We start from the raw sequence: 20,034 nt of genomic DNA on the forward strand, positions 1-20,034 counted from the left end.
CCCGGCGAGCGTTAGCCTTCGCGCAAGATCATGGGGGCCTTCGCAAAATGAGCATCACGCGCCGTGGCCTGATGGCCGCGACTGCCGCAGCACCCGTCCTGATGCGCGTGGCCGATGCCCGCGCCCAGGGCATCGCGCCGCGCCGCGGCGGCACGCTGACCACCATCCTGCAGCCGGAGCCGCCGGTGCTGCAGATCGGCGTGAACAACCAGGGCCCGACGCTGATCGCGGCCGGCAAGATCTTCCAGGGCCTGATCAAGTTCAGCCCGACGCTGGAGCCGATGCCGGAGCTGGCCGAGAGCTGGTCGCTGTCGGACGACAAGCTGACCTATACCTTCAGGCTGCGCCAGAACGTGAAGTTCCACGACGGCCGCCCGATGACGGCGGAGGACGTGATCTTCTCCATCATGAAGTTCCATATGGAGGTGGCGCCCCGCGCACGCGCCATCTTCAGCCGGATCGACAAGGCGGAGGCGCCGGATGCGCATACCGTCGCGCTGACCTTGAAGGCGCCCTTCGAGCCCTTCCTGCTGATGTTCGACGTCACCGCCTGCGCCATCGTGCCGAAGCACCTCTTCGACGGCCAGGACTATCGCACGGCTCCCGCGGTGCAGCGTCCGGTCGGCACAGGGCCCTTCAGGTTCGCGGAGTGGCAGCGCGGCAACTTCATCCGGCTGGAGCGGTTCGAGGACTACTGGAAGCCGGGCCAGCCCTATCTGGACGCGATCATCTACCGCATCGTCCCTGACAGCCAGTCCCGCCGCCTGGCGCTGGAGACCGGCCAGGTGATGATGACGGCCGCCGGCGATATCGAGCCCTTCGACGTGCCGGCGATGCGCGCGCGGCCGAACCTGGAAGTGCGCACCGATGGGTGGGAGTATTTCTCCCCGCTCTCCTGGATCGAGACCAATCATCGCGTGCCGGCGCTGGCGGATGTGCGGGTGCGGCAGGCGATCTCGCGCGCCATCAACCGCGACTTCATCGCCCAGCGGCTTTGGTTCGGCGTCGGCAAGCCGGCGACCAATCCGGTGGCGAGCACGACGAAGTTCCACGATGCCAATGTGAAGCTGCCCGGCTTCGACCCGCGCGCCGCCGCCCAGCTTCTGGATGCCGCGGGGCTGCGCCCCAATGCCCAGGGCGTGCGCACCACCATCAAGCATCTCGTGCTGCCCTATGGCGAGATCTGGACGCGGCTTTCGGAATACCTGCGCCAGTCGCTGCGCCAGGTCGGCATCAACCTGGAGCTGGAAAGCACCGATGCCGGGTCCTGGGCGCGGCGGATCGGCGCCTGGGAATACGAGACCTCGATCAACTTCGTCTACCAGTTCGGCGACCCGACGCTGGGCGTGGAGCGCACCTATGTCTCCTCCAATATCCAGAAGGTGACCTTCACCAATACGGGCGGCTATTCGAACCCGCGCGTGGATGCGCTGTTTGCCACGGCGCGAGAGGCGCAGACGGCGCCCGAGCGTGCCGCGGCCTTCAGCGAAGTGCAAAAGATCCTGGTGGAGGAGGTGCCGCAGATCTGGCTGATGGAAATGGCCTTCCCGACCATCCACGACAAAAAGGTGCAGAACCCCGTGAAGCTCGGCACCGGCGTGCATGCCAGCTACGACGACGTCTTCCTGACGGCCTGAGCCAGCGTGGACCCCTCGCTGCTGCCTGGATTCCTGCTGCGGCGGGTGGTGAAGGCGGCGATCGTCGTGCTGGCGATCGTCGTCTGCAATTTCTTCCTGATTCACGCCGCGCCCGGCGATCCGGCCAGCGTGATTGCCGGGCAGTCCGGTGCGGCGGATGAGCGCTTCATCGCGCAGCTGCGCGAACAATTCGGCCTGGACCGGCCGCTGCTGGTGCAGCTCTGGATCTATGTGAAGGGCGTGCTGACGCTGGATCTCGGCTTCAGCCATCGGCAGCAGGTGGGCGTTGCCGCCCTGATCTGGGAAAGGCTGCCGGCGACGCTGCTGCTGACGGGCGCGGCGTTTCTGTTTGCCATCGGCCTTGGCGTCACGCTGGGCGCGTTGGCCGCGGGGCGGGTCGGTCGCTGGGCGGACAGCGTCATCACCGTCCTCGCCCTGACCTTCTATGCGACGCCGATCTTCTGGGTCGGGCTGATGCTGGTGCTGGTCTTCTCCGTCTGGCTGGAATGGCTGCCGAGCTTCGGCATGATGACGGTGGGCGCCGATATCACGGGCCTCGCCCGCGTGCCCGATCTGGCCAAGCACCTGGTGCTGCCGGCGCTGACGCTGGGGCTGTTCTACATGGCGGTCTATGCGCGGCTGACGCGGGCCACCATGCTGGAAGTGGCGGACCAGGACTTCGTCAAGACGGCGCGTGCCAAGGGCGTGCCGGAGGGGCAGGTCGTGCGTCGCCATGTGCTGCGCAATGCGCTGCTGCCGGTCATCACCTTCGCCGGCATCCAGGCCGGCCAGCTGATCGGCGGCTCCATCCTGGTGGAGACGGTCTTCGCCTGGCCGGGCATCGGGCGCCTGGCCTTCGAGGCGCTGCTGGCGCGCGACTATCCCGTGCTGCTGGGCGTCTTCTTCGCCACCTCCGTCATGGTGGTGCTCTTCAACCTGGTGACGGACCTGCTCTATGCGGTCATCGATCCGCGCGTGGAGGTCAGCGGTTGAGGGATTTCGCGCGGCGCTATGCGCGCAACAAGGGCGCCGTGGTGGGGCTGGTGGTCCTGCTGCTGGTGCTGGTCATGGCGCTGGGCGCGCCGCTGATCTTTCCCGACAGTCCCTGGGACATGGTGGCGGCGCCCTTCATGCCGCCGGGCGAGATGGACATGCTGCTGGGCTCGGACAGCCTGGGGCGCGATGTGGCGGCGGGCATCGCGCATGGCGCGCGCATCTCGCTGCTGGTGGGCGCCGTCTCCACCGTGGTGGCGCTGGCGCTTGGCGTCTCGCTCGGCGCGGTGGCGGGCTATCTGGGCGGTGTCGCGGATGACCTGGTGATGCGCTTCACCGAATTCTTCCAGACCATCCCGAGCTTCGTGCTGGCGATCCTGCTGGTTGCGATCTTCACGCCCACCATTTCCTCCGTCGTCTTCGCCATCGCCGTCGTCTCCTGGCCGCCGGTGGCCCGCGTGGTGCGCGCCGAATTCCTCTCCCTCCGCTCCCGCGAATTCGTGCAGGCGGCGGAGGTCCTCGGCAAGTCCCGGCTGGCCATCGTATTGGAGGACATCCTGCCCAATGCGCTGTCGCCCATCATCGTGCTCTCCTCGCTGATGGTGGCGAATGCGATCCTGCTGGAATCGGCGCTGTCCTTCCTCGGCCTCGGCGATCCCAACCTGATGACCTGGGGCTTCCTCATCGGCTCCGGCCGTTCCGTGATCCGCCTAGCCTGGTGGATGAGCGTCTTTCCCGGCGTCGCCATCTTCCTGACCGTGCTGGCGCTGAACCTGGTGGGGGAGGGGCTGTCGGATGCGATGAACCCGCGCCTGGCGCGCCAGCGTGGGGCGGCCAGGGCATGAGCCTGCTGCGGGTCGAGAAGCTGACCGTCGCGCTGCCGCCCGGCGGCGATCGCAAGGATGCGGTCCACGACATTTCGCTGCATGTCGATGCCGGGGAGATCCTCTGCATCGTCGGTGAATCCGGCTCCGGCAAATCCATCACCGCCAATGCCGTGATGGGCCTGTTGCCACCCGGCCTGCCGCGCCGCGCCGGGCGCATCTGGCTCGGCGAGACGGAGCTGACGGCGCAGACGCCGGAACAGCTGCGCGCGCTGCGCGGAAGCCGCATGGCGATGATCTTCCAGGAGCCGATGACGGCGCTGAACCCCTTGATGCGTGTCGGCGACCAGATTGCGGAGGCGCTTTCCGTCCACGGCGAGGCGGGCCGCGCCAAGGACCGCGTGCCCGAACTGCTGGCGGCGGTGAACCTGCCGGACCCGGCCTCCCTCGCCCGGGCCTACCCCTTCCGCCTCTCCGGCGGCCAGCGGCAGAGGGTGATGATCGCCATGGCCCTGGCGCTGGAGCCGGCGCTGCTGATCGCGGATGAGCCGACCACGGCGCTCGACGTGACGACGCAGATGCAGATCTTGCGCCTGATCCGCGAGATCCAGTCGCGCCGCGGCATGGGGGTGATGTTCATCACCCATGATTTCGGCGTGGTGGCGGAAATCGCCGACCGCGTCGCGGTGATGCAGCTGGGCCGCATTGTGGAGCAGGGGCCCGCGGCGGAAATCCTGAACCGCCCGCAGCACACCTATACCCAGGCGCTGATCGCCGCCGTGCCGCATGGCACGCCGGCGGCACGGCCCGGGATCGGCGGCACCACGGTGCTGGAATCGCGCGGCATCGCGAAGACCTACAGTCGCGGCGGCTGGTTCGCGCCGCGCGTCGAGGTGCGTGCCGTGCATGACGCGGATTTCGTGCTGCGCCAGGGCGAGACGCTCGGCCTGGTCGGCGAATCCGGCAGCGGCAAGTCCACCCTGGCCCGCTGCGTCGTGAATCTGGTGAAGCCCGATGCTGGCGAGATGCTGTTCCACGGCAGCGACCTGCGCCCCCTGTCACGCGAGGCCTGGAAGCCGTTCCGAAAACGCATCCAGATGGTCTTCCAGGACCCCTTCGCCTCGCTGAACCCGCGCCGCAAGGTGGGGGAGATCATCGCGGAGGGGCCGATCACCCATGGCACGCCGCGCGCCGCCGCGCTGGACCGGGCGCGGGACCTGCTGCGGCTGGTGCAGCTCGATGCCGGCGCCATGGACCGCTTCCCGCACGAGTTCAGCGGCGGGCAGCGCCAGCGCATCGGCATCGCGCGGGCCTTGGCCATGGAGCCCGAACTGCTGATCGCGGATGAGCCGGTCTCGGCGCTGGATGTCTCCGTGCAGGCGCAGGTGCTGGAGCTGCTGGCCGAGATCCGCCGCACCCTGGGCCTGACCATGCTCTTCATCACGCATGACCTGCGCGTGGCCGCGCAGATCTGCGACCGCATCGCCGTGATGCAGCGCGGCGCGATCGTCGAGATGGGGGAGACGGCGCAGGTTTTCGGGGCGCCCGCCCATGCCTATACGCGGCAGCTGCTGGACAGCATCCCCGGAAGGGGCTGGACTCCGCCCGATATCACTTGAGGTCCCTATGAAACTCGACCCGGGCGCCCGCCGCGCCATCCTGGAGGCCTGCGATTCGCTGCGCGTGGAGGGGGAGCAGGGGCTGATGCGCCTGGTGCGCTGCCCCTCCACCCTGGGCAACGAGGCCTCGGCGCTGAACGAGATGGCGCGCGTCTATGAATCGCTCGGCCTGGCGCCGCGGCGCGTGGCGACGGACCCGGCGGCGCTCGCCAGCCATCCGGGATTTTCTCCGCCGCTGATGGGCTATGAGGGGCGGGACAATGTGGTGGCCGTCCATCGCCCGCGCGAAGCCAGGGGCCGCTCGCTCGCCCTGCAGGGCCATGTCGACGTGGTGCCGGAAGGCGCCGAGGATGAATGGACCACGCCGCCCTATGCGCCGGAGATTCGGGCGGGGCGCATGTATGGCCGCGGCGCCGGCGACATGAAGGCCGGCATCCTCTCCTACATCACCGCCTTCCGCGCCCTGAAGCTGGCCGGGCTGCAGCCGGCGGCGGAGGTGCAGATGCAGTCCGTGATCGAGGAGGAATGCACCGGCAATGGCGCGCTGGCCTGCATGCTGGCGCTGCCGAAGACCGATGCGGTGATCATCCCCGAACCCGGCCCCGGCCTGCCCGCCATGTACAGCGCGGAGGTCGGCGTGGTCTGGGCCTGGGTCACCGTCACGGGGCGGCCGGCGCATGTGCGGGACAAGCAGGCGGGGGTGAATGCGGTGGAGGCGGCCATGTCCATCTGGACCCGCTTCGAGGCCTATGAGCGCGACATGAATCGCGGCGAGCTGATCCATCCCAGCTTTCGCGGCGTGAACCACCCGGTGAACGTCAACCTCGGCACCTTCACGGGCGGCGAGTGGAATTCCTCGGTGCCCACGCGCGCCACGCTCGGCCTGCGGGTCGGCGTGATGATGGGCAATACGGCGGCCAGCGTGCGCCAGGATATTGAGCGCATTGTGGAAGCCGCACGCGGCGACGGCGCCTTGAAGGGCGCCAAGGTGAAGCTGGAATTCAAGGGCTTCATGGCGGAGCCCTGCATCTTCGACATGCAGTCGGAGATCGTGCAGGCCTCCATGACGAACTTCGCCGACCTCACCGGCCACGAACTTCGCAAGTATCCGGCGACGGGGCTCACGGACGGGCGCTTCTTCACGCTGTACCAGGACACACCGGTGGCCTGCTTCGGGCCGGATGCGCAGGATATCCACGGCATCGACGAAAGCGTGGGCATGGACTCGATGCACGACATCACGCGCACCATCGCGATCACCATGGCCGAATGGTGTGGAGTGGAATCCGCATGACCGGAAATTTCAAACCCTCCGGCGCCCGCCTCTGGGACAGCCTGATGGAGTTCGCCCGCATTGGCGCGACGGCCAAGGGTGGCAACAACCGGCAGACGCTGACGGACCTCGACGGCGAGGCCCGCGCGCTGCTGCAACGCCAGGCGGAGGCGGCGGGCGCCACGCTCACCCTCGACCGTCTCGGCAATATGGCGCTGACGCGGCCGGGGCGGGACGCGTCGCGCAAGCCTGTCGCCATCGGCAGCCACCTGGATACGCAGCCGACGGGCGGCAAATTCGACGGCGTGCTGGGCGTGCTGGTCGGCCTCGAAATCCTGCGCGCGCTGGATGAGGCGGGGATCGAGACCGAGGCGCCGGTCATGCTGATCAACTGGACCAATGAGGAAGGCGCCCGCTTCTCGCCGCCCATGATGGGCAGTGGCGCCGCCATGGGAATCTTCCCGGAAGCCGAGGTGCTGGCCAAGACCGACAGCACCGGCGCCGTCTTCGGCGCGGAACTGTCCCGCATTGGCTGGGCAGGCACTGCCGACCCGGCGGCGCTGCAGAACCTCGAAGCCTATTTCGAGGTGCATATCGAGCAGGGTCCGCAACTCGAAAAGCTTGGCCTCGATATCGGCATCGTGACCCATGCGCTGGCGCAGCACTGGTTCGAGGTGACGGTGACCGGCGAGAATGCGCATGGCGGCAGCGTCATGGCCGGGCGGCGCGACGCCATGATGGGCGCCGCCGAGATGATTCTTGCGATCGAGAAGGCCGCGCTGGCCGCCGGCGCGCGGGCGACGGTGGGCCGGCTGACGGTGCATCCGGACAGCCGCAACGTGGTGCCGGACCAGGTCTGGTTCAGCCTGGATACGCGGCATGACGACGAGCACAAGCTGGCGGCGCTGGCTGCCACGCTGCGCGGGGAGGCGGCCGCCATTTCCGCGCGCCGCAATCTTCAGGTCGCGGTGGAGGATTTCTGGATCTCACCCGCCACGCCCTTCGCGAAGACGCTGGTGGATCGGCTGGAGGCCTCCGCGCAGGCCCGCAACATCACCTACCAGAAGATGCCGACCGCCATCGGCCATGACGCCGTCTACTGCGCGCGGCGCGTGCCGACGGTGATGGTCTTCACCCCCTGCCATGGCGGCATCAGCCACAACGAGGCGGAGAGCATCACGCCGGAATGGGCGGAGGCCGGGCTGCTGGTGGTGGCGGATGCGGTTCTGGCGACGGCGGGGGTGGCGAAGGGGTAGGGGGCCGGGCCCCCACCCCGACCCTCGCCTGCGAAGCGGGGGAGGGTGGCCGCGCAGCGGCCGGGTGGGGGCAGCGCGTTACCGCCCCAAAAACGCGATCACCGCGCTGTTGAAAGCCTCCGGCTGTTCCCACTGCGCCGCATGCCCGCACTCGGCCAGAATCACCAGCTCGCTCCCCGGCAGCGCCCGGTGGAAGATCCGGAACACCGGCGGTGGCGCCCAGAGATCCGCATCGCCGCCGATCAGCAGCACCGGCATGGCCAGCCGACCGAGCGCCGCCACATCCAGCCGGTTCATCCGCCGCTGTTCCTGCCGCTTGCCCGGAATCGCCGCGTGTTCCAGCGCCAGCCAGGCCGCCGTGCCCTCCGGATTCGCGGCGCGATAGCTCGGCCCCACCTCGCGGAAATGCCCCGGCATCTCGGCGAAGCCCTTGGGCCGCAGGCTGGCGCTCAGCGCGGCGTAGTCCGGATCCTCCAGCCCCATATGCGTGCAGGCCAGCACCATCCGCCCGACGCGATCGGGGAAGGACAGGGCGAAATCCCAGGCGACGATGGCGCCCGCCGCGCAGCCCAGCAGATGCGCCCGCGCGATGCCGAAATGGTCGAGCAGTGCCAACAGATCCTCGGCCGCGCAGCCGGGGTCCTCGGTGGCCGGGGACCCCATATGGCTGCGCCGCGAATAGGCGAGGACGCGGTAGCCGGCGCCCGCCAGCACCGGCTGCTGGTAGCCCCAGACGGCGTGGCTGCCGGTGCCGGGATGCAGCAGCACAATGGCCGGCCCGTCGCCGCCCGTGTCCCAGCAGGCCAGGCTGCCGCCGGGCACCGGCACCTGGTGCATCTGGGCCGGCACGGGGGCGGGCTGGGGCTGGCGCAGGGCGGCGTCGGACATCAGGGCCTCGTCTTCGAATCGCGGCCGCATCCTGGCGCAGCAGCGGCCGGCTTCCCAGCCGCCGCCGCGGCTGGCACCGTCGCCGCCGAACTCCGGAGACCCTGAGCCACATGCGCATCGCCATCGGCGGCTTCCTGCACGAGAGCCATTCCTTCGCCCCGATCCCGACGCGCTGGGCGGATTTCCTGGCGCCCGGCGGCTGGCCCACGGTGCAGCGCCCCACGACGCTGCTGGATACGCTGCGCCCCTCCGCCGTGCCCGCCGCCGGCGCGATCCGCCTGGCGGAGGAAGCGGGCGTCACCCTCGCGCCGCTGTCCTGGGGTTTTGCGAACCCCGCCGGCCCGGTCACGGCCGAGGCCTTCGAGCGCCTGGCCGCGCTGATCTTCCACGACCTGCAGGCGGCGCTGGAGGAAGGCCCGCTGGATGGCCTCTATCTCGACCTGCACGGCGCCATGGTGGCGGAGCATTTCCCGGATGCGGAGGGCGAGCTGCTGCGCCGCGCGCGCGCCATCCTCGGCCCGGACGTGCCCATCACCGCCAGCCTCGACCCGCATTGCAACCTGACGGCCGCCATGGTGCAGCACGCCGACGCGCTCGCCCCCTTCCGCACCTATCCGCATGTGGACATGAAGGAGGCGGGCGCGCGCGCGATGCAGCTGCTGTTCGACCGCATCGCCCTCGGCCGGCCCTTCTCGAAGGCCTTCCGGCAGGTCGACTACCTGATCCCGATCACCGGCCAATGCACGCTGGTGCCGCCGATGGCGGATGCGATGCAGGCGCGCGCCGAGATCGCGGCGCGGGAGGGCGTGGCCGAGCTCGGCCTGTGCTTCGGCTTTCCCTATGCCGATTTCCCCGATTGCGGCGTGGCCATCGCGGCCTTCGCGACGGACCAGGCCGCCGCCGATGCCGCCGCGGCCGCCATGGCCATGGACCTCGCCGCGCGCGAATCCGCCTTCGCGCCGGATATCCACGATGCGGCCTCTGGTGTCGCGGAGGCGATCCGCATCGCGTTGAAGGCGGAGCGGCCGGTGGTGATGGCCGATACCCAGGACAATCCCGGCGGCGGTGGCCATGGCGATACCACCGGCCTGCTGGCGGAACTGATCCGCCAGAAGGCGGAAGGCGCGGTGCTGGCGCTGATCAACGATGCCGACAGCGCCCGCGCCTGCCATGCGGCAGGCGAGGGGGCGGAGGTCCCGCTCAGCCTCGGCGGCAAGTCCGATGGCGCGCCGCTGGCGGTCACCGCGCGGGTGCTGAAGCTGACCGATGGCCGCTTCGTCTGCACCGGGCCCATGGCCGGCGGCAATGCGGCGGACCTCGGCCCCACCGCGCTGATCAGCCCCGCGCCGGGCGTTCGCGTGATCGTGACCTCCCGCAAGATGCAGGCCTACGACCAGGCGCTGTTCCGCCATGTTGGCATCGAGCCCGCGGCGCAACGCATCCTCGCGCTGAAGTCGAGCGTGCATTTCCGCGCGGATTTCCAGCCGATGGCGGAGGCGGTGCTGGTGGTCGCCGCGCCCGGCCCGGTGGTGGCGGACCCGGCGACGCTGCCCTTCACCCGCCTGCGTCCGGGCCTGCGGCTGCGCCCGGGCGACAACCGCCGCACCGCCTGACGGCGTCGACACTGGCGCCACGCCGCGCCTGCGCCTAATTGGCCAGTCTCACCCGCCGAGGAACGCTCTTGCTTCATCCCCTGCGTCCCGAAGGCGCTGCGTCTCCAGCCCCGATCCAAATCGAACGGATCGTGCAACTGCCGGAGGGTTTCGCCGAACTTGCCGCCGATGCCCTGGCCGATGGCCAGCGGATGCTGGAGGTGCTGCGCGAGGACTGGCACCAGGGCGCGCTGCGCTTCGATGGTTGGGGAGAGGCGCTTTTCGCGGCCCGGATCGGCAGCGCGCTGGTCGGCCTCTGCGGCCTGACGCGCGACCCCTATCTGAAGACCGAAACCGTGGGCCGGGTTCGGCGGCTCTATGTGCTGCGCGCGGCGCGCCGGGCCGGGGTGGGGCGCGCGCTGGTCGCGGCGGTGGAAGGCGAGGCGTCGGGTTCCGGCTATCCGCGGCTGCGGGTGCGCGCACCGGCTTCCGCCTTCGCCTTCTACGAAAGCTGCGGCTTCCTGCGCGCGGTGGGAGAGCCGGCGGCGACCCATGCGCGGATGCTCGCGCCGGGTTGAACGCCGCCGGCCTCGCGCCTCACAGGATGAAGTCCGCGGCGCCCAGCGTCTTGAGCCCCGTCAGCTCCAGCGTCATGTCGCGGATCCCGTCGCCGTCCAGGCCGATATTGACGAAGGTATTGCCCTTGTAGTGGTGGTAGCTGAGTTCGCCTTCGCCCATCGTCGCGCCCTCGAAGGTTGCGACCTGGCCGAGCCAGTCGAAGTCCTGCCCCAGCGCCGAAAGGTCGATGCGGTCGCCGGCCTCGAAATCGGTGATGACGTCGCGCCCGGTATAGGACGGGCCGGCATCGCGGGCCGCCGTCAGCACGAAGCTGTCTGCATCTTCGCCGCCCGAGAGCGTGTCCTTGCCGCCGCCGCCGATCAGCGTGTCGTTGCCGCCGCCGCCGGAGAGCCGGTTGGCGCGCGCATTGCCGGTCAGCAGGTCATCGTCCGCATCGCCCACGAGGGAGGCGCCGAGGCCTTCGAAGCTGTTCGCGGTCAGCCTGTGCACGCCCTTGATCTCGACCTGGAAGTCGCGCGTGCGGTCGCCGTCGACGCCGCCGATCAGGTAGGTGTCGCCGCCGTAGACGTAGAACCAGAGCTCGCCGGCACGGGCCGTCTGCAGGCTGGTGGTCAGGCCTCCGAAGCTGAAGAACTGGAAGCCGGACTGGCTGACATCCGCGTCGAAGCTGTTCAGGTCGAACCGATCGCCCACGCCCCAATCGGTGATGACGTCGCGACCGCCGGGGGTCGCGGCGCTTTCCGAGGCGCCGGCGTAGACGTAGCGGTCGGCGCCGACGCCGCCGCTCATCAGGTCGCGGCCTTCCTGGCCCCACATGGTGTCATTGCCGGCGCCGCCTGAAATCGTGTCGTCGCCTCCGTAGCCAGGCAGCCAGTTGTCGCGCGCATTGCCCTCGATGCGGTTGGCCAGTGCATTGCCTGCCCCGATATCGGCGGAGCCGATCAGGGTGAGATGCTCGACGCCCGAAGCCAGCGTATAGGTGGTGGAGGAGAAGACATGATCCTCCCCGCCGTCGGCCGTCTCCACGACCCGGCCGCCGCTCGTGCCGATCACATAGACATCGTCGCCCGCGCCGCCGACCAGCGTGGCATTGCCGCTGCCGCCCGCCAGCGTGTCGGCGCCCTCCAGCCCGAAGAGCACCGGGACCTCGAAGCCGATGGTCAGGGCATCGGCGCCGGCCGTGCCGACCCGCACCATGTCGGTGGAGGCCACCGCCTCCGCCGTCCCGCCACCATCGGTGTAGCGCGCCTCGACCCGCAGCAGCTGGCCGGCCTGGCCGAGGCCGGGGGTGAAGGTCGCAACCTCGCCGCCCGCGATATCGGTCCAGACCCCGGCCTGCTGCACCTGCCATTGCAACGTGAAGGCGCCCAGCCCATCCGCGTCGCCGAGATAGCTGGTATCCGCCGAAAGCCCGTTCTCGTCGGCAATGAGCCGCAGGAAGCCCGTGGGCGCGTTGTTGTCGGCCGTCACATTCACGGTGATGCCAGGCAGGCCGACATTCCGGTAGGTGGCGAACCGGCCCAAGACGTCACCGAAGACCGGATCCGAATCGCCATCGGCATCGAGGTCGAGGAAGGCCATCACCGGGCGACCGAGGAAGGCGGTGAGGCCTGAGAGCGGATTGTCGAACATGTCGAGCCGCGTGAAGCTCAGCGCGCCGTCGCCGCCATCGTTCAGCAGCACATTGGAGACGCCGAAGACCACGTCCATGTCGCCATCCTCATCGAGGTCCACGATGGTCGACGTGGGCAAGTCGCGCTCAACGGACATGCCGAGGAATGGATCGTCGTCTCCCTCGAGACGTGTGAAGATCGGCGCCGTCGCGGTCCCGGTGTTCAGGAATGTCTGCGGAGCACGATCGTAGAACCGGTTCGTCACGATGAGATCGAGGTCGCCGTCGCCATCCAGGTCTCCGAAGGTGGCCATGGCGAAATCGGCGCGGTCGAGGACGAGCGGATTGTCGGCTCCGGTCAGTTCGACGAAGACGGGCGTGGTGGTCGTGCCGGTGTTGCGCCAGGTGCTGAATTCGCTCTCCCCCGTGCCGACGACCAGGTCGAGATCGCCGTCGCCATCCAGATCGGCGAAGGTCGGATTCGTGATGGCGGCTGACCCGTAGGCGGGAATCGGATTGTCCTCGCCAGCCCAGACGGAGAAGCTGGGCGCGGCATCCGTGCCCGTGTTGCGGTAGGCCAACAGCCCATTGAGCAGGGAACCGCTGACCATATCGAGGTCACCGTCGCCGTCGAGGTCCAGGAAGGTCGGGCTGGATTCGTTGCCGACATCGAGCCCGTTGAAGGGATTGGCGCTGCCCGTCAGCGGCAGGTAGGCACCATTGGTGCCTCTGTTATCCATCGCCTTGATGATGAGGTCGCGCGTGGCCGCCGGCGCGTCGCCCAGGGTCTGGAAGGCGAGGCGCTGGATCAGCGCATCCACCGCCGCCGCCGTGGTGCCGGTGGCGAAATCGACCACGAAGTCGGCACCGAGCCCGCCCGAGGCGGTGCCGATGGCGATGCCGATGGCGATGCCGCGATAGGACACTGTGGTGCCGTCGAAGGTGATGCCGGTGCCGCCCGCATCCTGCGACAGGATGGTGATTTGATCCTCCGCCAGCAGGCCGGAGACCACCAGGCGCCCGCCGCCCATCGACCCGGTACCGGGCAGGGTGAAGACCACGTCGCTGTCGAGCAGGCGCGGCGCGGCGCCGGCGGCCGCGGCATCGAACGCCACCTGGGCGGTGAGGTCGGAGATCGGCATGTCGCGGGCGCCCCTGCTCTGTCGAAACTTCGCGGGCCGCTTTCCGAACCCAACCGGGTTCCGGATATACTTTCTTAATAAAGTGGCAAGCGTCGATCAGACCGTAACAAGAAAAATTCCAGTATGGTTACATTTACCTCGGCAAACGCCCGGAATGCCTCAAACGTCTCACAGGATGAAATCAGTCAGTGACAGCGATTTCGTCCCACCAAGCTCGATGGTCATGTCGCGAATTCCGTCTCCGTCGAGCCCGATATCAACGAAGGTATTGCCCTTGTAGTGGTGGAAACCGATCTGCCCCGCGCCCATTACGGCACCGGCGGAAGGCGTGAGCTGGCCCAGCCAGGTGAAGCCCTGCCGCCCGTCCTGGGTCGCATCGGCATCCAGCGCCGAAAGGTCGATGCGGTCGCCCGCCGCGAAATCCGTCACCACGTCGCGGCTGCCCGTCGTGGTGCCGCACTCGCTCTCGTGCCGCCAGGCGAAGATGTCGCGGCCTTCGCCGCCCGTCAGCACGTCCTTGCCACCGCCGCCGATCAGCAGGTCATCGCCGCCGCCGCCCGAAAGCCGGTCGGCCCGCTCGCTGCCCCATAGCGTGTTGTCCTGCCCGGTATCGGCGAGGAAGGCGCCGAGGCCCGCGAAGCTCTCGGCGTTCAGCCTGTGCAGGCCGGTGATCTCGATCTGGAAGTCACGGGCGCGGTCGCCGTCGATGCCGCCGATCAGGTAGGTTTCGCCGCCGAAGACATAGACCCAGAGCTCGCCGGCCCGGGCCGTCTGCATGCTGCTGGTCACGCCATGGAAGGCGAAGGCCTGCACGCCGGCCTGGGTGAGATCGGCGTCGAAACCGGTGAGGTCGATGACATCGCCCACGCCCCAGTCGGTGATCACGTCGCGGCCGGCCGGCGTCGGCGCGCTGTCGCTGGCGGCGGTGAAGGCGAAGCGGTCGGCGCCCGTGCCGCCCGTCAGCACATCCTTGCCGGCGCCACCCCAGAGCGTGTCATTGCCCGCGCCGCCATCCAGGGCGTTGTCGCCGGCATTGCCGGCGATGCGGTTGTCCAGCCCATTGCCGGTGCCGCGCAGCGCGGCGGTGCCGGTCAGCGTCAGGTGTTCGGTGGCCGCGCCCAGCGTCCAATCCAGCGAGGCGAGGACGCGATCCTCGCCCTCATCCGCCAGCTCGATCACCACGTCGCCGGCACTGTCCACCCTGTAGGTATCGTTGCCTGTGCCACCGACCAGCGTGGCCTCGCCCAGCGAGCCGGAGAGCGTGTCGTCGCCGTCGAGGCCGAACAGCATGGTGACGCCGCTGGCATTGGTGGAGAGCGGGTCGTCCCCCGCGGTGCCGACCTGCGCGAGGCTGGTGGAGCCCAGGCGTTCGCGCGTGCCGCCGGCATCGGTGAAGCGCGCCTCGGCCCAGAGCAGCTGGCCGGACTGGGCGAGGCCGGGGGTGAAGCTGCTGCCCGTGGCCCCGGCGATGTCCTTCCAGATGCCGGATTGCAGCGCCTGCCAATGCAGCGTGAGGCGGCCGAGGCCGTCCGGATCATCCACGCTCTCGGTCGCGCCGCGCAGGCCTGCGGCATCCGCGCCGAGCGTGACGCCGCCTGTCGGCGCGTCATTCTCCCGCGTCACGTTGACGGTGATGGTCGGCAGCGGCGCCGTGTTGCGGAAGGCGAGCAGCGTGCCCTGCTGATTGCCCACCACGACATCCAGGTCGCCATCCGCGTCCAGGTCCATGAAGGCGGGCGCGGTGCGAGTACCCAGATCCATGCCCGCGAAGGGAGCTTCCTCACCCGTCAGCAGGGTGAAGCTGGGCGCTGCCGTGCTGCCTGTATTGCGCCATGCAATGAAGGTTCCCGTCCCTTGCCCCACGAGGAGATCGAGGTCGCCGTCGCCGTCGAGGTCCACGAAGGCAGGCCTGGCAAGATTCACGCTGTTGAGGCTGCCGAAGGGATTGTCGGCGTCGAGGAGCTGGACATAGCTGGGCTCGGTCGCGGTGCCTGTATTGCGAAAGGCTAAAAAACGGCCACTGAAGGAACCCACTACCAGGTCCATGTCACCATCGCCCTCCAGATCCAGGAAGGCGGGCGAATGGTACAGACCACTTATCGGAGCGTTGAAGGGGTTGGCAGTCCCTTCGAGCGCGGTGAAGCTGGGTGCCGTCGCCGTGCCGGTGTTACGCCAGGCAAGAATATCTATGCCATCGAAACCATAACCGCCCACGACAAGATCGAAGTCGCGGTCGCCGTCGAAATCCACGAAGGCCGGCGCGACCCGAAGTAGGATGCCGACTGCTTCGAATGGATTGTCGCTGCCGGTCAGCGCTTCGAAGCGCGGGGCTGTGGCGGTGCCGATGTTGCGCCACGCCAGGAGCAGACCGTATTCTTCCGACGAGACGAGGTCCAGCTCGCCGTCTCCGTCGAGATCGACGAACACGGGCGTGCTGTATTCGCCCACATCGATGCCATCGAAGGGATTGTCACTGCCTGTCAGCTGCGTCAGAGCGCCGATGCCGTCCTGGCCCTGCCCGGCGCCATCCACCACACGAAGGGTCAGGTCGCGCGTGGTCGTAGGTGCGTCGCTCGTCGTGGCATAGGCCAGGCGCTCGATCAGCACATCGACCATCGCCAAGGTGGCATCGGCATTGAACTGCACCACCAGATCCGCGCCGAGGCCGCCGCTGGCCGTGCCGATGGCGATGCCGTCATAGGTCACGGTGGTGCCGTCGAAGCCGATCCCGCGCCCGCCCTCCTCCTGCGGCAGGATCGTCACCCGATCCCCCGCCAGCAGCCCGCCGACCACCAGCCGGCCATTGGCGATCGGGGTGGCGAAGGTGAGGGCGACGTCGATATCGAGCAGCAGCGGCGCGGCATTGGCCGCGTTCTCGCCGAAGGTCACGCTGGGCTGCAATCCGGCAATCGGCATGGCGCGGGCGTTCCGAATTCTCGTTCACGCAGCGCCGAACTCCCCCGCCGGCACCTTCGCCGTAGGGCATATACAATCGGCCAGCGCCCGTAATGGCGAATCCGCTGCCGTCGCCGAAAAAACCACCGAAGTTGCAACGAAATCAGGAGCCGCTGTCCGGCCCCGCGGTACTCCGGCGTCAGCTTCGCTGCATCTCCAGGAAGGCATGCACCTCCGCCGCGGTCGGGATCGGTGCCACGGCGCCATAGCCGGTGGTGGAGAGCGCCGCAGCCGCATTGGCGTAGCGCGCCGCCTGCCAGACATCGTCGCCGGCCACCGCGCGCGCCATGAAGGCGCCGGCCAGCGTATCGCCCGCGCCCGTCGCATCCACCGCCTGCACGGCGAAGCCCGGAATGCGCGCCCGGGCCTCCCGCGTCGCCACCAGCAGCCCCTCCGCCCCAAGCTTCAGCAGCACCATGGGGCAGAGCCGCAGGTAGAAATCGGCGATCGCATCCGGCTCCTTCAACCCCGTCAGCAGCCGCGCATCGTCCAGCGAGGGAAACACCAGGTCGGACATGCCGACCGCCGTATGGATGCAGGCGGAGGCGCGGCGCAGCGGCCAGAGGCGCAGCCGCAGATTGGTGTCGAAGGAGACGGTGACGCCCGCCTTCCGCGCCAGCTGGATGGCATGGAAGCCGGCATCGCAGGCGGTCTCCGAAATGCCGAGGCTGATCCCCGAAAGGTGCAGGATGCGCGCGCCGCGGATCGCCTCCTCCGGCACGTCCTGCACCCGCATGCGGCTGGCGGCGCTGCCCTTGCGGTAGAAGGTGAAGTCGTGGCCCTGCGGCCCATGGGTGACGAAGTAGATGCCGGTCGGCGCCTCCGGATCGGTCTGCACCGTAGCGGTATCCACCCCCTCCATCGCCCAGAGTTCGGAAAAACTCTGGGCCGGGCGGTCATCGCCCATCCGCGCGATGATGCCGGCATCGGCGCCGCTGCGTGCCGCCGCGATGGCGGCGTTGGAGGTATCGCCGCCATGGCCCTCCAGGTAGAGGCTGCGGCCGTCGGGGCCGATCGGCTGCTGGTTGTATTCCAGCATCGGCTCGCCGAGGCAGAGGATGTCGGGCATGGGCGTCTTTCCTGGCGCGGTTCCGCTGTCCGGTCGTCTCACATGATCTGTCAGGCCTGCGCCAGGCCCAGCACGTCGCGCGCCGCAGCCTCGATCGCCGCGCGGTCGCCGCGAGCCAGCGCCGCCTCGTCCACCAGCTTGCCGCCGATGCCGACGAAGGCGGCGCCGGCCGCGAGATAATCCGGCGCATTGCGCGCATCCACGCCGCCGGTCGGGCAGAAGGCCACCTGCGGGAAGACCGCGCGCAGCGCCTTCACATGGGCCGGGCCGCCGGCGGAACTCGCCGGGAAGAGCTTCACCACATCGGCGCCGGCGGCCAGCGCCGCGCGCACCTCGGTCGGAGTCATGGCGCCGAGCATGGCGGCGGCGCCGGCCGCACGCGCCGCCTCGGCCACCGCCGGATCGACCCAGGGCGAGACCAGGAATCGCGCGCCGGCGGCCAGGCAGGCCTCGGCCGCTTCGCGGTCCGGCACGGTGCCGGCGCCGATGGTGAGCGCCGGATCGGCGGCCAGGGCGCGGATCAGCCCGGGCGCATCGGGCACGGTCAGGGTGATCTCGAAGATGGTCAGGCCGGCGCCGCGCAGCCATTCCACGGCCAGCGCCGCCAGCCGGGCATCCGTCGTCCGCACCACGGGAATGACGCGCGCCGCGCGCAGGCCCGCCAGAAGGGGATGGGTCAGGGGATGGGTCAGGGGATGGCCCATGGATGTCTCTCCCATCGCCCCGGCCGGCTTGGGCCGGGGGTCGTTGATCTGCCGCCCGCCATAGCATGGCTGGCGCCGGCGCGCGTCACCCCGGCAGCCGCCGCGCCTCCAGCGCCGTCTGCATGCGTGCCAGCCGCTCCGCCGCCGCCGGCGGCGCCAGCAGGGCGACGGCGAGGGCCAGCGCATCGCCCAGCACCAGCTGCGCCAGGCGCGCCGCCATGGCCGACTGCAGCCCGGCCTCCTCCGTCACCTCGCAGGGGATGAGCAGGGTGGCGGCGTCGGCCAGCGGGGTGCCGGGGCGGGTGAGGGCCAGCACGGTGGCGCCCGATGCGGCGGCCAGGCGCGCGACCTCCACCACCTCCCGCGTCCGGCCGGTGCGGGAGAGGCAGAGCGCCACCGCCTCCCCGTCCAGGGTCGCGGCGGCCATGGCCTGGAGATGCGGGTCGCGCCGCGCCACCACGCTGCGGCAGAGCGGGAACAGTTTCTGGGCCAGGTCCTCCGCCGCGGTGGCGGAGGCGCCGAAGCCCCAGAGCTCGACGCGCGCGGCGCGCAGCAGCGCCAGGGCGGCGCGCTCGATCGCCGCCGGATCCAGCCCTCGGCGCAGCCTGTGCAGCGTGGCCAGGGCGCTGTCGCAGGCAGCCAGGGCGGCTTCCGCCACAGGTGTGTCCGGGCCGATGCGGCGGGGCAGGGGGCCCGCGCCACCCTCGGCCCGTGCGAGGGCCAGCCGCAGTTCCGCAAAGCCTTCGAGGCCGATAGAGCGGCAGAAGCGGATGACGGTGGGCTCCGAGACGCCGGCCCCGCGCGCCAGGCCGGCCAGCGTGCCCGCCATGGCGGCGGCCGGCTCGGCCAGGACCCATTCGGCCACCTTGCGCTCGGCCGGGCTCAGCCGGTCCAGCAGCTGGGTGATCCTGTCGCGCATCCCTGGCCCCCCAGCCCCTCCCGGCCTGACTACCGCCGGGCGGTGCGGGGCGGCAAGCGGCTCAGCTCACCTGTTCCATGGCCTCCGCCGTGGCCTGCAGGCGCAGCGCGGCCTCGCGCGCCAGGGCGGTGTCCTCGGCGGCGTCGTGCAGACGGTCCTGCAGCAGCTGGGTGCTCTGGCCGAGATCGGCGACGGCGCTGTTCAGGGCGGCGAGCTCGGCGCGGAAGGCGGCGATGGCCTGGCGCTGCTCGGCCAGGGCGGCGTCCAGGTTCCGCAGGGCGACGCGCAGGCGGCGCTCGCCGGTATTGGGGAAGGGAAGGATATCCGCGTCGATCACGGGATCCCCGCTGGAGAGCAGCTGTTCATCTTCGCGCATCGAATGCCTCCGGCAGGGGTAGTGGTTGCCGGGACCTTAACAAATCCAATTCCTGAGACAAGCTAAATAATTTGTTAACGCGTTCACCGCAGCGCGACCGCCGCCAGCCCCAGGCAGCCCGCCGCCCCCAGGGACAGCGCCCAGCGCAACCGCAGATAGGCGCGCGGCACCAGCCCGGCCCGCGCCGCCAGGGACTCGATGCCTGCCGTTGCCAGGATGGCCAGGGCGAGCAGCCCGAGCCCAGGCCGCAAGGGCAGCAGCAGCGCCACCCAGCCGACCAGCGCCGGCAGCACGCCCAGGATGAGGCGCAGGGCCGTGGCGCGGGACCCGGCGCCTTCCGGCGTGGCGAGCGCCAGGCCCCAATGCACGGCGCCGAGAAAGGCCAGGATGGTGGCGCCATAGGCGGCCAGCGCCGGCGCCCAGGCCTGGCCCGCCAGCACGCCGCCGGCCAGGCCCAGGAAGGGGAGCAGCCCGGCGGCACCAAGCCAGCGGGCGAGGGGAGGGAGGGAGGCGGTCATCCTCTGCATCTCGGCCCGCCGCCGCGCAAGGGAAGACCCCGCCGGCCGGTCGCGGCCGGTTTCATCGGGACGCCACCG

16 protein-coding genes are annotated in these 20,034 nt (G+C 69.9%); 8 read left to right on the top strand and 8 right to left on the bottom strand.

Annotation, left to right across the window (positions count from 1 at the left end; genetic code table 11):
• The first annotated feature begins 47 nt into the window (after positions 1-47).
• From ACTIF1_RS02570 to ACTIF1_RS02595, 6 genes are read left to right on the top strand one after another with little or no spacing between them, the layout of a single operon-like run.
• Positions 48-1,637, top strand: coding sequence for an ABC transporter substrate-binding protein (locus tag ACTIF1_RS02570; RefSeq protein WP_439594802.1), 1,590 nt, complete (start codon positions 48-50; stop codon positions 1,635-1,637).
• 6 nt (positions 1,638-1,643) lie between these two features.
• Positions 1,644-2,630: an ABC transporter permease gene (locus ACTIF1_RS02575; RefSeq protein WP_439594803.1), complete on the top strand. Its 987-nt coding sequence runs from the start codon at positions 1,644-1,646 to the stop codon at positions 2,628-2,630.
• Complete coding sequence (locus ACTIF1_RS02580) at positions 2,627-3,475, top strand: ABC transporter permease (protein WP_439594804.1); 849 nt, start codon at positions 2,627-2,629, stop codon at positions 3,473-3,475. Before ACTIF1_RS02575 ends, ACTIF1_RS02580 begins: the two co-directional genes overlap by 4 nt.
• On the top strand, positions 3,472-5,073 hold the full coding sequence (locus ACTIF1_RS02585) for an ABC transporter ATP-binding protein (protein ID WP_439594805.1): 1,602 nt from the start codon (positions 3,472-3,474) through the stop codon (positions 5,071-5,073). Before ACTIF1_RS02580 ends, ACTIF1_RS02585 begins: the two co-directional genes overlap by 4 nt.
• Positions 5,074-5,080: 7 nt before the next feature.
• Positions 5,081-6,367: an ArgE/DapE family deacylase gene (locus ACTIF1_RS02590; protein ID WP_439594806.1), complete on the top strand. Its 1,287-nt coding sequence runs from the start codon at positions 5,081-5,083 to the stop codon at positions 6,365-6,367.
• Positions 6,364-7,602, top strand: coding sequence for a M20 family metallo-hydrolase (locus tag ACTIF1_RS02595; protein WP_439594807.1), 1,239 nt, complete (start codon positions 6,364-6,366; stop codon positions 7,600-7,602). The genes ACTIF1_RS02590 and ACTIF1_RS02595 overlap by 4 nt, the downstream gene beginning before the upstream one ends.
• Positions 7,603-7,680: 78 nt before the next feature.
• Here ACTIF1_RS02595 and ACTIF1_RS02600 read toward each other — a convergent pair whose 3' ends face one another.
• Positions 7,681-8,490 (bottom strand): alpha/beta fold hydrolase, encoded by an 810-nt coding sequence (locus ACTIF1_RS02600; RefSeq protein WP_439594808.1) that lies wholly within the window; start codon positions 8,488-8,490, stop codon positions 7,681-7,683.
• A gap of 110 nt (positions 8,491-8,600) precedes the next feature.
• On the opposite strand from ACTIF1_RS02600, the gene ACTIF1_RS02605 reads away from it, so the two are divergent.
• Both ACTIF1_RS02605 and ACTIF1_RS02610 read left to right on the top strand, forming a co-directional pair.
• The gene (locus ACTIF1_RS02605; RefSeq protein WP_439594809.1) at positions 8,601-10,103 is read left to right on the top strand and encodes a M81 family metallopeptidase; all 1,503 of its coding nucleotides are present in this window, start codon (positions 8,601-8,603) and stop codon (positions 10,101-10,103) included.
• A gap of 131 nt (positions 10,104-10,234) precedes the next feature.
• Entirely contained in the window at positions 10,235-10,660 is a 426-nt protein-coding gene (locus ACTIF1_RS02610; protein ID WP_439594810.1) for a GNAT family N-acetyltransferase, read from the top strand.
• A gap of 19 nt (positions 10,661-10,679) precedes the next feature.
• On the opposite strand, the gene ACTIF1_RS02615 is transcribed toward ACTIF1_RS02610, so the two are convergent.
• From ACTIF1_RS02615 to ACTIF1_RS02645, 7 genes are all read right to left on the bottom strand, one after another.
• Complete coding sequence (locus ACTIF1_RS02615) at positions 10,680-13,415, bottom strand: calcium-binding protein (RefSeq protein WP_439594811.1); 2,736 nt, start codon at positions 13,413-13,415, stop codon at positions 10,680-10,682.
• Between the two features lie 168 nt (positions 13,416-13,583).
• Positions 13,584-16,331, bottom strand: a complete 2,748-nt coding sequence (locus ACTIF1_RS02620) for an FG-GAP-like repeat-containing protein (RefSeq protein ID WP_439594812.1) — start codon at positions 16,329-16,331, stop codon at positions 13,584-13,586.
• Between the two features lie 178 nt (positions 16,332-16,509).
• Positions 16,510-17,439, bottom strand: a complete 930-nt coding sequence (locus tag ACTIF1_RS02625; RefSeq protein ID WP_439594813.1) for a sugar kinase — start codon at positions 17,437-17,439, stop codon at positions 16,510-16,512.
• 50 nt (positions 17,440-17,489) lie between these two features.
• On the bottom strand, positions 17,490-18,143 hold the full coding sequence (locus ACTIF1_RS02630; protein WP_439594814.1) for a bifunctional 4-hydroxy-2-oxoglutarate aldolase/2-dehydro-3-deoxy-phosphogluconate aldolase: 654 nt from the start codon (positions 18,141-18,143) through the stop codon (positions 17,490-17,492).
• 85 nt (positions 18,144-18,228) lie between these two features.
• The gene (locus ACTIF1_RS02635; protein WP_439594815.1) at positions 18,229-19,062 is read right to left on the bottom strand and encodes a MurR/RpiR family transcriptional regulator; all 834 of its coding nucleotides are present in this window, start codon (positions 19,060-19,062) and stop codon (positions 18,229-18,231) included.
• A 61-nt stretch (positions 19,063-19,123) separates the two neighbouring features.
• Complete coding sequence (locus tag ACTIF1_RS02640; RefSeq protein WP_439594816.1) at positions 19,124-19,438, bottom strand: hypothetical protein; 315 nt, start codon at positions 19,436-19,438, stop codon at positions 19,124-19,126.
• A gap of 83 nt (positions 19,439-19,521) precedes the next feature.
• Positions 19,522-19,956 carry a DUF3429 domain-containing protein gene (locus ACTIF1_RS02645; protein ID WP_439594817.1) on the bottom strand — a complete coding sequence of 145 codons (435 nt, stop codon included), beginning with the start codon at positions 19,954-19,956 and terminating at the stop codon, positions 19,522-19,524.
• Positions 19,957-20,034: the final 78 nt, after the last annotated feature.

This window comes from Falsiroseomonas sp. (genome assembly GCF_051860665.1).
GTDB lineage: Bacteria > Pseudomonadota > Alphaproteobacteria > Acetobacterales > Acetobacteraceae > Falsiroseomonas.